Source organism: Psychrobacter sp. H27, assembly GCF_059072655.1.
Genome location: NZ_JCACRX010000001.1, coordinates 1,804,120 through 1,818,270, shown reverse-complemented (window position 1 = coordinate 1,818,270; position 14,151 = coordinate 1,804,120). Strand labels below are relative to the sequence as shown.

At 46.0% G+C, this 14,151-nt stretch carries 10 protein-coding genes; 9 read left to right on the top strand and 1 reads right to left on the bottom strand.

What is annotated here, in order from left to right:
- The first annotated feature begins 186 nt into the window (after positions 1–186).
- On the top strand, positions 187–2,550 hold the full coding sequence (recG, locus tag AC5JPY_RS07360) for an ATP-dependent DNA helicase RecG (protein WP_443526792.1): 2,364 nt from the start codon (positions 187–189) through the stop codon (positions 2,548–2,550).
- A gap of 152 nt (positions 2,551–2,702) precedes the next feature.
- Here the strand turns inward: recG and AC5JPY_RS07355 are convergent, their stop codons facing one another.
- A complete protein-coding gene (locus AC5JPY_RS07355; protein WP_493844083.1) occupies positions 2,703–2,831 on the bottom strand; it encodes a hypothetical protein in 129 nt (42 codons plus the stop codon).
- Between the two features lie 525 nt (positions 2,832–3,356).
- Between AC5JPY_RS07355 and AC5JPY_RS07350 the strand changes: the two genes are divergently transcribed.
- The 8 genes from AC5JPY_RS07350 (at position 3,357) to AC5JPY_RS07315 (ending at position 14,034) form a co-directional block, all read left to right on the top strand.
- On the top strand, positions 3,357–4,688 hold the full coding sequence (locus AC5JPY_RS07350) for an efflux RND transporter periplasmic adaptor subunit (protein WP_493852329.1): 1,332 nt from the start codon (positions 3,357–3,359) through the stop codon (positions 4,686–4,688).
- The gene (locus AC5JPY_RS07345; protein WP_493852328.1) at positions 4,685–7,789 is read left to right on the top strand and encodes an efflux RND transporter permease subunit; all 3,105 of its coding nucleotides are present in this window, start codon (positions 4,685–4,687) and stop codon (positions 7,787–7,789) included. Before AC5JPY_RS07350 ends, AC5JPY_RS07345 begins: the two co-directional genes overlap by 4 nt.
- Positions 7,790–7,985: 196 nt before the next feature.
- Complete coding sequence (locus AC5JPY_RS07340; protein WP_443526787.1) at positions 7,986–8,600, top strand: YceI family protein; 615 nt, start codon at positions 7,986–7,988, stop codon at positions 8,598–8,600.
- A 346-nt stretch (positions 8,601–8,946) separates the two neighbouring features.
- Entirely contained in the window at positions 8,947–9,948 is a 1,002-nt protein-coding gene (gene ahr, locus AC5JPY_RS07335) for an NADPH-dependent aldehyde reductase Ahr (protein ID WP_443526785.1), read from the top strand.
- A gap of 579 nt (positions 9,949–10,527) precedes the next feature.
- Complete coding sequence (locus AC5JPY_RS07330) at positions 10,528–11,535, top strand: DUF1852 domain-containing protein (protein WP_443526783.1); 1,008 nt, start codon at positions 10,528–10,530, stop codon at positions 11,533–11,535.
- A gap of 53 nt (positions 11,536–11,588) precedes the next feature.
- The gene (locus tag AC5JPY_RS07325; RefSeq protein WP_443526782.1) at positions 11,589–12,617 is read left to right on the top strand and encodes a methionine synthase; all 1,029 of its coding nucleotides are present in this window, start codon (positions 11,589–11,591) and stop codon (positions 12,615–12,617) included.
- A 38-nt stretch (positions 12,618–12,655) separates the two neighbouring features.
- Positions 12,656–13,180 (top strand): flavin reductase, encoded by a 525-nt coding sequence (locus AC5JPY_RS07320; protein ID WP_443526781.1) that lies wholly within the window; start codon positions 12,656–12,658, stop codon positions 13,178–13,180.
- A 38-nt stretch (positions 13,181–13,218) separates the two neighbouring features.
- A complete protein-coding gene (locus AC5JPY_RS07315; RefSeq protein WP_443526780.1) occupies positions 13,219–14,034 on the top strand; it encodes a sulfite exporter TauE/SafE family protein in 816 nt (271 codons plus the stop codon).
- The last annotated feature ends 117 nt before the right edge of the window (positions 14,035–14,151 follow it).

Below are 14,151 nucleotides of genomic sequence, written 5' to 3'. Positions count from 1 at the left end.
TTGTTTTGCAGCAGTATTACCAAATAGCTGGGCATAAGCAATTGTATTGTCAGCTATAATGATACGAATTGGTATTTTTATATGTGCTATATATGGTAGCTATTTTATGACAACTGCCAATATGTACGGTATATTAAAAACACCCTTAGTATATAAAAATTAAAAATAATATCGTTAGGATCTTTGATGTTAGTATCAACGAATACTTCTTTAGCCAGTGTAAAAGTCCACACAAGGTCTGATTTACCACTTTCATCGCTAGACATGCCAGTGACAGCGCTGGCAGGCGTTGGAACAAAAGTGGCAGAGCAACTAGCGCAACTGAATATCAAACGGATATTTGATTTGCTGCTCCACTTACCGCGTGATTATGAAGATCGCAGTCGACTGGTATCAATTGGCGAGGTGGCGCATGGACAGTCGGCGTTGATCACTGGTCGGGTCGTCCATGTCGATACCAAACGCAGCGGTATGACCGTGACCGTGGACGATGACACTGGTACGATATCCTTACGGTTTTTTAAGGTCTATCGTGGTCTAGTACAGACTATGAATTTGGGAACACGCTTACAGCTATTTGGTGAGGTCAAAGTCAGCCGTTACGGTAAGCAGATACATCATCCTGAATATCAAATTATCACTGACAATACCATCATGACTGATACGGGATTGCAGCCTATTTATCCTACTGTCAAAGGCTTACATCAAAACAAGCTGCGCACCTTGATTAAGCTGGCATTGCAAACGGTTCGGAGCCAAGGTCTACCCATGACCTTGTTTACGGCTGAAGATTTTGCAGTTGTATCCGATCTACCATTAGTGCCGTTTGAGCCATCCAAATCAGTGGTATCAGAGGCCGAATATACCGAAGATATTTTCTCGACGTTGGCGCGTAGCGTGCCTGACAATGTGACTAGCAATGCGATTGGCAATAGCGTATATAAGCCCAGTCCTTCTACCTATCAGGCAGATAATGACATACATAACGTCGCTGTCAGTATTGCTCAGCACAATGTCTATAATTTAACAATATTTGAAGCATTGGTACTGCTGCATACACCGCCGACTTATACGAATGCGAGCCAGCAGTACAAGTTATTGACTCAACTGACGGCACGCACTCATGCTGCCTGTCAGCGTCTAATTATTGAAGAGTTGACTGCTCATCAGCTCAGTCTACTATATCGCCGCCAACAGCTACATCAGCACAAAGCGCCTAAATGTACTACTCATAGCCAGCTTACCGATCAGTTGTTTGGCGCATTGCCGTTTGATTTAACGGGTGCCCAAAAAAGAGTAATGACAGACATCACCACAGATATGGCAACCTCAATTCCGATGCTGCGACTGGTACAGGGTGACGTGGGTGCTGGTAAGACATTGGTTGCAGCAGGAGCTGCCGGATATGCGTTAGATAGCGGCTGGCAAGTGGCCGTAATGGCGCCGACTGAGATCTTGGCAGAACAGCATTTGGTAAACTTCAAGCAATGGTTTGAGCCATTGGGAGTTAGTGTTGGCTGGCTTGCCGGCAAGCAAACGGCCAAACAACGTCGCGAGGCATTGGAAGCGGTTGCGGAAAATACCGTACAAGTCATCGTTGGTACGCATGCTCTGTTCCAGGAGCAAGTACAGTTTGCCAAGCTGGGTCTTGTCATCATTGATGAGCAGCATCGATTTGGCGTTGAGCAGCGAATGGCGTTGACTAATAAAGGGGTAGCCAACAGCACGCCGCACCAACTGATCATGACAGCAACACCAATCCCTCGGACACTTGCAATGAGTGTCTATGGCGACATGGATACCTCCATCATTGATGAGTTGCCGCCAGGACGCACACCAATCACGACGGTGACCGTTGATCGGAACCGACGTGATGAGGTGATTGAGCGCATAGCTGTTAACTGTGAGGCAGGCAGGCAAGCCTACTGGGTGTGCTCGTTAGTCGAGGCATCAAGCGTGCTAGATGCACAAGCGGCTGAAGCCACCTATGAAGACTTAAATGAGCGCTTAGATATTCGCATTGGGCTGGTGCATGGCAAAATGAAATCTGCTGATAAGCAAGCCATCATGCAAGCGTTTAAGGAAGGTAGCTTGGACTTGCTGATTGCGACAACGGTAATCGAAGTAGGTGTCGATGTCCCTAATGCGTCGCTTATGGTGATCGAAAATGCTGAGCGCTTGGGTCTATCACAACTGCATCAATTACGCGGGCGTGTTGGGCGAGGCTCTACTAAAAGCTACTGTGTGCTGCTCTATCAAAAGCCACTCTCGGAGACTGGCACAGAGCGTCTCAAGGTATTGCGTGATAGCACTGATGGTTTTGTTATTGCTCAAAAGGATCTAGAGCTGCGTGGACCGGGTGAACTACTGGGTAAGCGCCAAACGGGTAACGTCGGATATTATTTGGCTGACCTGATACGTGATGAGCAATTATTTGCCATTGCTCAGCGTTTGGCTAAGCATTTGATAGCAGATCCAGCGCGTAAACCAGATGTTAGCCAATTAATTCATCGCTGGATGCCAGAGGCCAGTCGTTATACCAACGCCTAGTCAAGTCAAGCCTAGCAATACCGTTTGCGATCTTCTTACCATCAATAAACAGCAAAAAAGAGGACAGCCAACGCTATCCTCTTCTATTTTGAACCCAAGCTATTTTATAAAAGCGGCTTACTCTCAGCATCAAGCCATTTCTCAGCAAAAAGCTATTTGGCTTTTTTCGCTTTTTTTAATGACTTCTTTAAATCTTTAAGGTCTTTCTGTTTTTGCTTAATTTTTACTTTGGTATCTTTAATCTCTTGCTTAATCTTTTTTACTTCTGCTTTATTAGCCATGATGGTTTCCTTTATTGATGACGTTATATCAATAATGACAAATTACCTCATAAATACAAGTATAAACTGTAGGGCGTATGTATCGTGAGTTATTGCAAGTTGCTGTTTTAAGTGTGCCTTTTACATATCCGTGCATTCGCTGCGACATCATGTTCAGCTACTTATCTATCCAAAGGATAAAGGATTAAGCGTTATTGTTAAAGAGATGCCTTGAAGGCTGAATATTAGATATAAAAGAATAGATAAATAGGTTTGGACGCAATGTGGATATACAACGATAAATTATCGTGGTCGGTTTTTTACTCACATTATAATTTTGGCTGTTAATATCTTTATCAAGTTCAATGTCTTACTATATTCTGATAATCATCATCAATTGACTATGCAGATATTCTACACAATTGACTCTGTAAAGAGATAGTCTACAATGATAAAAGACTATTGTTGATAATATCGGTTTGCATCATCTTGTTTCCCTTATACTTTTTGCGGCGTTAGTACCGTGCTTATTTATAGAGACCAACTATGAGTGATTTTAAACAGCCTGAGGATAAGCACGTACCAACTCGCGAGCAAGACACCAATATTGAGCCATCCGAACCCTCCAAACTACCACCGTATCGTCAATCTGATACCCTGTCTCAAAACTCTACTTCCAAAATGCCGCTATGGCTACTACCTGTATTGGCAGCGGTGCTGGTCGTTGGTGTCCTCTTGGGCAAGTATTGGGGCAATAATGATACGGTAGCAACGGACGAGTCAGCAGCGTCCACTAGTGTGGCAGGCGATAATATAGCTGATGGTAGCGCTAGTACGGAGCAGTCTGTGCTCTCAGTAGAAACTATCAGTCCAAGCCAAGAGGAGATCGGTAGTACACTCAGTGCTGATGGCACCATTAATGCCAAAGACACTGCCAACGTCAGTGCAAAAGTAAATGGTGTTGCCATCGAACGTATACTGGTCGAGGAGGGTGACCGCGTAAGCGCAGGACAAGTCCTCGCAATGTTTGACACCGATGCGATGGAGCAACAAGTGCTGCAGGCTGAGGCAGATGTCGCAGAAGCAGAAGCAACCCTTGCCAATGCTAGTGCAGATGCGGCACGTGTATTGCCTCTTATCGATATTGATGCCATTAGCAAACAAGAAGCTGATCGCTATCGTACCTCTGAAGTACGTGCAAGAGCCGCTTTGCAGGCGTCCAAAGCTCGTTTGAGCAATCAGCGTTTGACACGTGATAATGCAAAAGTGGTCGCACCAGTGAGCGGTATCATCAGTGCCAAGATGGTAGAGGTTGGGCAGGTCGCAGGCGGCGAGCCTTTATTTACAATTATCAAAGGCGGTATTTTAGAATGGCAAGCTGATATCGACCCTAAACTCATTGGCGATATCAACGTTGGTACATCGGTACGAGTCGCTCTGCCTGGCGGTGATGCAGTGATGGGGCAGGTGAGCCGTATTGCCCCGACAGCAGACAGCAATCGCCAAATCACGATTTATGCAAGTTTGGCACCCAATGCAAACATACGTGCTGGCATGTATCAGACAGGCCAGTTCCTGCTTGGAAGTACCAGTACCCAAACGATTCCGAATAGCGCTATTGTGAGCAACGATGGCTACGATTATGTGATGCTAGTGATGGCTGAGACCACGTCTCGAGACGACAAGTCTATGGGCCGCATCAAGCAACAACGTGTGACACTAGGCGAAAGACTGGGTGAAAATGTCACCGTATTAGAACCTTTGCCAAGTGATAGCCGAATTGTAAAACAAGGTGGTAGCTTTTTAAATGATGGTGACTTGGTGCGTATCGTAGATGGTGTGAGCCAAACGAGTACAGCAGTGCAGGCACAGTCATGAGTTTAAACGTCTCCGCTTACTCGATTAAAAACCCGCTAGTGGCTATCTTGCTGTTTGTGCTTCTAACATTGGGCGGTATTTACGGCTTCATGAAAATGAAGGTGCAGCAGTTCCCAGATATAGATCTACCCGCTGTGGTCGTGACGGTAACACTACCAGGCGCCGCGCCCTCACAGCTCGAAAACGACATCGCAAAGAAGATCGAAAATAAGCTGACCAGTATCGAGGGTGTGAGTCATATTCGTACCACGTTACAGACTGGTGCCGCGACGATGGCGACTGAGTTTACGTTAGAAAAAGACATTCAAGAAGCCGTCGATGATGTACGCTCGGCAGTCGGTGAAGTACGAGGAGATCTACCAGCCGCTGCCAATGATCCCATTATTACCAAAGTATCTACGGCAGGGTTTCCAGTCGTCACTTATTCTGTGGCCGCTCAAAACATGAGTGTGGAGGATCTATCGTGGTTTGTCGATGATACTGTCACCAAGCGGCTCTCTGATATACCTGGTGTCAGTACCGTCAGCCGTGTTGGGGGACTACAGCGTGAAATCACGGTTGCCGCTGATCCAATTGCGCTCAGTGGTCTAAAACTATCCATCTCGCAACTGTCACAGCAAATCGCTGGTATCCAGCAAGACAGCTCGGGCGGGGAAGCTGAAGTGGGTAATACCACTCAAACTATCCGTGTGCTGGGTGCTGTTGAGCGTGCAAATGAGCTCAATAATGTACAGGTTGCTGTGCCCACAGGCGGTACACAAGCGCTTGGACGTATGGCACAAATTACTGATGGCGCCGCTGATCCAAGCTCTATTGCGAAACTGGATGGGGAGACGGTGGTGGCGTTCAACATCACTCGCTCACGCGGTGCCAGCGAAGTCGATGTCATGAAGCTTGTCGATGAGGAACTTGCCAAGCTCACAGCTGATGTGGGTAATATCAATATCGAAAAAGTTTATGATCGCGCAACGCCAGTAGCTGAAGACTATGAATCCTCGCTACGTATGCTCATTGAAGGGGGTATTTTAGCCGTTGTCGTCGTATTTCTGTTCTTGCGCAATATTCGAGCGACGATTGTTGCTGCCGTTGCCTTACCTTTATCGGTAATACCGACCTTTTTGGGTATGTATCTGTTTGGGTTTAGCCTCAATATCATCTCGCTGCTGGCGTTGTCATTGGTCATCGGGGTGTTGGTTGATGATGCCATCGTTGAGGTCGAAAACATTATTCGGCATTTACGTATGGGCAAGACGCCTTATGAGGCGGCTATGGAAGCGGCCGATGAGATTGGTCTGGCGGTGGTTGCCACTACTTTTACTTTGATTGCGGTGTTTTTACCGACGGCATTTATGGGCGGTATTGTTGGACAGTTCTTTCGTCAGTTTGGTTGGACCGCTGCGTTATCGATCTTTGCATCACTCATGGTAGCGCGCCTGATCACCCCTATGATGGCAGCGTATATACTCAGACCAGAGAAAAAGCACGTCGAAAAACAAAGCGCGATCATGACGTATTATCTTAAGATAGTCTCTTGGACACTGCATCATCGCTGGCTCACTATGGCTGCTACGTTAGTGCTGTTCGTGGCTTCACTAGGGTTAGTCAAGCTGTTACCGACCTCATTCATTCCCGATAATGATATCGACCAGACTCGGGTTGCCATTGAGCTGACACCTGATGTGTCATTGGCCGATACAGAACGCGTGGCAGCACTTGCTAGCACTCGTATCTTAGCAATGCCTGAAGTGACCAATATTTTCACCTCAGTGGGAGAGGCGCAGGCATCGATGGGTGCGTCAGATGGTGGTGGCGGTAAAGCTGAAAACATAGCAGGCTTAGATATCGTGCTGGCGCCGCGTGCAGAACGAGGCACCAAAAAAGAAATCGAACGAAAAATCAGCGAGTTGATGACAGATGTGCCAGGAGCACGCTTTACGGTAGGATTATCAAGTGGCGGGGAGAGTGGCTATAACTTTTCATTAACCAGCACCAATCCGCAACTGCTGGAGCAAACGGCCCAGCAAATCATGACCGAAATACGCGGGCTACCGAGCGCAGGCGCTGTGACCAGTGACCGTAGTCTGCCGCGTCAAGAGCTGACGGTAACGCCTGATAGACTGGCAATGGCTGATAAAGGGGTCACAACTCAGGACATAGCGACCACATTGCGCGTGGCGACTGTTGGCGACTACGAGCAGCGCTTGTCAAAGCTCAATCTGGATACGCGTCAGATTCCTATCGTGGTGCGTCTACCAGATGTGGCCAAGCAAAATGTGAATCAGTTAGAAGGTCTGTATGTACCGAGTACATTGCCTGCAGGACAGGGGGTACGCGTAGGCGAGGTCGCCGATCTAGACTTTGGCACAGGTCCTGCGCAGATCAGTAGGTTAGATCGCGAGCGGGCTATCAGTATCACCGTACAACCAGCGAGTGGTGAGCTTGGTGATTTGGTTCAAGCGGTCAAATCTGTACCCACCATGCAGCAACTGCCATCTGCGATTACTATTATTGATCAGGGTCAAGCTGAGAACATGGCCGATCTCTTTAGTGGGTTTATTATCGCCATGTCGGTGGGTGTGGTCTGTATTTTAGGTGTACTCATCTTACTGTTTGGTCGTTTGTTGCAGCCGTTTACTATCTTAATGGCATTGCCGTTATCGATAGGCGGGGCGTTTGTTGGTTTGGTCATTACCAATAGTAGCTTGTCGATGCCATCGATGATTGGCTTTATCATGCTCATGGGTATTGCGACCAAAAACTCAATTCTGCTCGTCGACTATGCACTGATTGCGCAGCGCCAAGGCTTGGCACGTTTTGAAGCTATCGTAGATGCATGCCGCAAACGCGCGCGCCCTATTATCATGACTACTATTGCAATGGGCGCTGGCATGTTGCCACTGGTGTTTGGTTGGGGTGATGCTGACCCAACATTTAGACGACCAATGGCAGCAGCGGTATTGGGCGGTCTGGTCACCTCAACGTTACTTAGTCTAGTGGTCATTCCAGTCGTCTATACTCTGATGGATGATTTGTCAGGATGGTTTGCCAAATGGTTGGTGCCAAGTGGTAAAGATCAGGCAACCACGGACAGTAAGATATGATGTGATGTCTTTGGTCGATCATTTGCGTGACATACTACTAGCAATGATGTCGTATCAAAACAGACAAGCCCATACTTATTGATTAAGTATGGGCTTGTTGTCATTATATAAGAGCGCAGTACTTATAAGGGCCTGATTGCAAAGAATATAAATGACACGATTGCCCTATCATTTACGATCACAAAGGAATGTTATTATGAATCGAATGTCTCTTGCGGCAATCATGCTGCCCACTCGCAAGCTTCTACCAGCTGTATGTATAGGCATGTTAGGTCTCACTAGCAGCCATGCGGTGATTTATGATATTGACCCTACTCATACCAATGTACGTTTTGCTATTGACCACTTTAATACCTCAACCAACACAGGCGGGTTCTATAATCTAACTGGACAGCTGGACTATAACGCAGCTGCCAAAACTGGTAATATCTCGTTGGTTATTCCTCTGAACAGCTTAAATACAGGAGATAAAGGGTTTGATATCGCACTCAAAAGCGCAGATTTTTTTGATGTTAAGCAGTTTCCATTAGCGCAATTTGAGTCTACTAAATGGTACTTTTCGACCGATGATAGTGGCTCAAACGTCAGCAAAATCGATGGGATGTTGACGCTACATGGCAAGACTAACCCTGTTACATTAACAGCGACTAAGTTCAATTGTTACCTAAACCCGATACTCAAAAAGCCAGTCTGCGGTGGCGATTTCACCACAACCATCGATCGAACAAAATGGGGTATTAGTAAATATACGCTATTAGGTATCACCAGCGAAGTGCAGCTGAATATTCAGATTGAAGCCGCAAAGCGTTAGTAGTAGCTGTGCTCAGCCCTTTAAGTATGAGACTGTGTATGAGGTTGGTCCTAATTTGTTAAAGGTGATGGTGTAATAGCATTAGTCTTTGCTATAGTCCGCTCAATTGGAAGCCCGCTCAATTGGATTTATCAAAGGCGATTTTGTTTAAGATGCTGCAATATAAAACGTCTCTATTCAAAATGCTTTCTATGTCGGGTCGATAGATATTTCAGTGATGTTGATACCTCGATGACGCCTGACCTTAACAATGCATTTGATGTCCCAATAGCCAATAGAACTATAAATCAACAATCACAACGACCAAAAATTTAACTCTTACAATGACTAAAAATGAGGAATAACGATGATTAATGCATATGCAGCAAAAGAGAAAGGTGGCAAATTTGAGCCCTATGAGTATGACCCAGGTACTTTAGGCGACCATGAAGTAGAAATCGAAGTACACAGCTGCGGTATCTGTCACAGTGATCTATCAATGTGGCAAAACGAGTGGGGTATGACCCAATACCCGTTTGTTGGCGGACATGAAGTTGCAGGTAAAGTCCTTAATAAGGGGAAACATGTTAAGCACCTGGAGCTAGGTGATAAAGTCGGCCTTGGCTGGCATAAAGGGTACTGTAACGTTTGTGATTTATGTATCGATGGCGACCATAACCTATGTCCTGAGCAAGAAGGTACGATTATTGGTAACCATGGCGGCTTTGCAGACAAAGTGCGCGCAAAAGATACCAGCGTCATAAAGGTTCCTGAAGGCCTAGATTTTAATGCAGTGGGACCACTATTATGCGGCGGTGTCACCGTGTTTAACCCACTTATAGAGTACGGTATCACACCAACCTCAAGAGTAGCCGTAATCGGTATTGGTGGCTTAGGTCACCTTGCGTTGCAGTTTGCCAATGCATGGGGCTGTGAAGTGACCGCGTTTACCAGTGAGTCGAAACTAGAAGAAGCAAAAGAGATGGGTGCTCACCACTCATTGAACTCACGAAATGATAGCGAAATCGAAAAAGTCGCGGGTTCTTTTGATTTGATCATCTCAACAGTAAACGTCGATATGAATTGGGATCTGGTTGTTCAGACCTTGAAGCCAAAGGGTAAACTACACTTTGTTGGTATATTAGAAGCACCACTAGAGATATCAGCTGCACCGATGATTATGGCGCAAAAAAGCCTATCAGGCTCACCAGTTGGCTCACCATCGACGCTGCGCAAAATGTTAGATTTCGCGGCGCGACACAAAATCCAACCAGTGACTGAGACTTACAAAATGTCTGAAATAAACGAAGCGTTTGAGCGCCTAGAAAGTGGTAATGCTCGCTACAGAGTGGTATTGGAAAGAGAATAGCTTCTAAGGACATTACTCTAAAGATAGAGAGCTCTAAACATAGTAGCGATAGGTCATTTAATAGATGACGTATCGCTACTATTTTTTTGTCTTGTACTCGTAGCAGTGCTTGATGCTATCAAAAAATGGCTCTAGGTAAAATAAGACTGCTAAGATTACTTTGCTGTTTTATGTAGTATACCTTGCGAGAAATTAGTCATGTTTAGGTACTGATTTAGAGTCTTGAATATATCATATCGTTTTGATTTTTCACTTGTGACAATTCTACCTTCTTTAAAATCTTTGGATCACAGTACGGTATCACTCGTCCACAATTTCTAATCAGACATCGCTCTCTATCCTTTCTATCCCATTTGTCGATCGCCGCCATCACTTCTCAGTTTTTTGCAGACTTAGATTTTTTATAGCGATAGTTAAAAATGCTCTTATCAATCTATATCTAATTCCAGATCTATGTGAAAGATGAATAAAATTCATCTTATATTAAAATAGTATCGTTTTTATTCATGTAAAGTTTTGAGTATGATTCACCCATAACGATATTTTGTTCTATTTTAAATATGAAAGTGGTGAATCATTATGAGTAAAGAGTTTAGCTGTTCGATTAAAAGCATTCGTTTTGATGAAAACTATCATCCTGCTGACAATACACGACTGACGACAAATTTTGCCAACTTAGCACGCGGAGAGCAGCGCGAGGATAACCTACGCAAAACGTTGACGATGATTAACAACCGTTTTAATACCCTTGCGCATTGGGACAATCCTACAGCAGATCGTTATTCTGTTGAGATTGATATCATCTCTGTAGATATGGATATCGAAGGCAATGGCGATGCTTTTCCTGTCATTGAAACACTCAAAACAACGATTATTGACCACAAAGAAAACAAACGCATCAACGGTATGATTGGTAATAGCTTTTCATCATATGTGCGCGATTATGATTTTAGCGTCGTGCTATTAGATCATTTCGATAAAAACCCAACGTCATCGCCACCAGAGCACTTTGGTGACTTGCATGGCAAGCTGTTTCAGTACCTATTGAACTCAGATGCCTATAAAGCCAATTTTGATAAGCAGCCTGTGATTTGCCTGAGTGTGTCGACAAGCAAAACCTATCATCGTACCAACAACCAACATCCGGTATTGGGTGTCGAGTACAAGCAAGATGAATACTCGCTCACCGACGACTATTTTCACAAGATGGGCTTAGTTGTGCGATATTTTAAGCCTGAAGGTAGCGTCGCACCGTTAGCGTTTTATTTTGCAGGTGACTTACTCAGCGACTATACCGATCTTGAGCTCATAAGCGCGATCAGTACCATGGAGACCTTTCAAAAGATCTATCGTCCTGAGATTTATAATGCCAACTCGAGCGCTGGGGAAGTGTATCAGCCAAGCTTGAACTACCAAGATTATTCATTGACCCAGATCGTATATGATCGTGCAGAGCGTAGCCAAATGGCAGTGACCCAAGGCAAGTTCACCGAAACACATTTTATCAAGCCTTATCAGGATATTCTTGAGACATGGGCGGCCAGTTACTCTGTGAAAGAGGCACTGCCTAAACAGCATGCTGCCTAATTGATCACGTCATGAAAAAACTAATAAAAGACCAATACAAAAGAAGAAGCAATATGACAGTATTACTACCAACCTCAACTGCTGGCAGCTTACCCAAACCCACTTGGCTGGCGGAACCTGAAAAAATTTGGTCACCATGGCAGCTGGACGGTGAGGATTTAATCCAAGCCAAGCAAGATGCGCTATTGGTGTCGCTACAAGAGCAGGTACAGGCAGGGATTGATATCGTCAGTGATGGCGAGCAAACCCGTCAGCACTTTGTCACCACCTTTATTGAGCATTTAGACGGCGTGGATTTTAATCAGCGCGAGACCGTGCGTATCCGCAATCGCTATGATGCCAGTGTGCCAACGGTTGTGAGCGGCGTGAGCCGCCAAAAGTCTGTGTTCGTTGATGATGCCAAGTTTTTACGTCAGCACACTGACAAGCCGATCAAATGGGCGCTGCCTGGGCCGATGACCATGATTGATACGTTGTACGACAGTCATTATAAGAGCCGCGAAAAGCTGGCGTGGGAATTTGCTACCATCCTCAATCAAGAAGCTAAAGAGCTAGAAGCGGCGGGCGTGGATATCATTCAGTTTGATGAGCCTGCGTTTAATGTGTTCTTCGATGACGTCAACGATTGGGGCATTGCCACGCTTGAGCGTGCAATTGAAGGGCTAAAGTGCGAAACGGCGGTACACATCTGCTATGGCTACGGCATTAAGGCCAATAACGATTGGAAAAAAACGCTCGGCTCAGAGTGGCGTCAATACGAAAAAGCCTTTCCCAAATTGCAGCAGTCTAAAATCGATATCGTGTCACTTGAGTGTCAGAACTCGCGCGTACCGATGGACTTGATTGAACTGATTCGTGGTAAAAAGGTCATGGTTGGTGCGATTGATGTGGCGACCAATGACATCGAGACGCCTGAGGCGGTCGCAGATACCTTACGTAAAGCGCTACAATTTGTCGATGCCGACAAGCTCTATCCTTCAACCAACTGTGGCATGGCACCGTTGTCGCGCCAAGTGGCAAAAGGCAAATTACAAGCATTAAGCGCAGGCGCAGACATCGTTCGTCAAGAACTAGTAGGCTAACGAGAGATTAGTAATAATCCAAATTTGGGGTGTGAGTGATGAGTGAAGCAAGCAATTTTAGAGACGCCATGTCACTGCTGACGACGGCAGTCAACGTGGTCACTACCGCAGGCGCGGCAGGCGAGCATGGGTTTACCGCCTCGGCGGTGTGCAGTGTCAGCGATAGCCCGCCGACCTTGCTGGTGTGTATGAACCAATCCTCGCGCTCGCACACGCATTTTGTGGATAACAACGTCCTGAGCGTCAATGTGCTTGGCGCACATCATGAGCACCTATCTAATGTCTTTGCCTCCAAGCTTGACTCAGATGAGCGCTTTACCCATGGCGCATGGCATACTTTGATCACGGGTGCGCCTGTGTTAGACGATGCGCTGGTGAGCTTTGATTGTGAGATTGAGCAAGTACAAGCGGTGGGTACGCATAGCATCTTTATATGCCGCGTCGTCGCGATTAGCCAAACTGACAGACATGCTGAGGGTGGAAATGGGTCAGGCGAGAGTCTGGTCTACTTCAACCGTCGCTATCATCCAGTCGGTCAAGTCCGTCAAATTGATATGGCTTAACCGTATCTTTCTATCCTCCAACCAAAAGTAACGATTCTGTGGAACTTATAATTTTTTTAATCATTGGAGCGCTGGCAGGGTTTGCAGCGGGGCTGTTCGGCGTCGGCGGCGGTACCATCATCGTGCCGCTATTATTTATCGTTTTTACTCAAATAGACTACAACCCTGATAATGTAATGCATCTGGCGCTGGGCACCTCGCTTGCCACTATCATTGTCACCTCTATCAGCTCGCTCATGGCGCACAACAAAAAGGGCGGGGTTATGTGGCCGGTCTTTAAAAACCTAACCCCAGGTTTAGCCATCGGCTGCTTTTTGGGGGCAGGGATTGCAGGGCAGATATCAGGATTGTACCTTCAGCTGATTGTAGGTGTGTTTTTGCTGTGGGTTGCCTATAAGATGTTTAGGGGCGGAAAAAAGAAAACAAACAACAGCGCCCAGCATACCGATGCCGCGTTGCCATCAAAACCGAAGCAACTGGCAGCAGGCGCGGGTATTGGTATTGCCTCCGCTATTTTTGGTATTGGCGGTGGAAGTTTAACGGTGCCCTATCTCACACGTTACGGTGTGGTGATGCAAAAAGCGGTAGGCACGTCCGCTGCCTGCGGTCTGCCGATTGCCATCGCAGGCGCGCTTGGTTTTATGATTTTTGGGATGCAGGCCAATATCAATGTACCTAATGCGATTGGCTTTGTGCATATCTATGCCTTTTCGGGTATCAGTATCATGAGCTTTTTTACCGCCAAGCTGGGCGCAAAAGTCGCGCATATCTTATCACCAGCGCTACTAAAAAAATGCTTTGCAGTGCTGCTGACTATTGTAGGGTTTTACTTTCTGTATAAAGGATTATTTTGAGGGTTTGGAGTGGTGTGTCTAAAGGATAAAGCTCATGAACAAGATGATAGTGCCTAATGCTGCGAGCCATGCATAGTTTAGTGAGATTTTTTAAGTAGTCTACATATATGCTGGAGG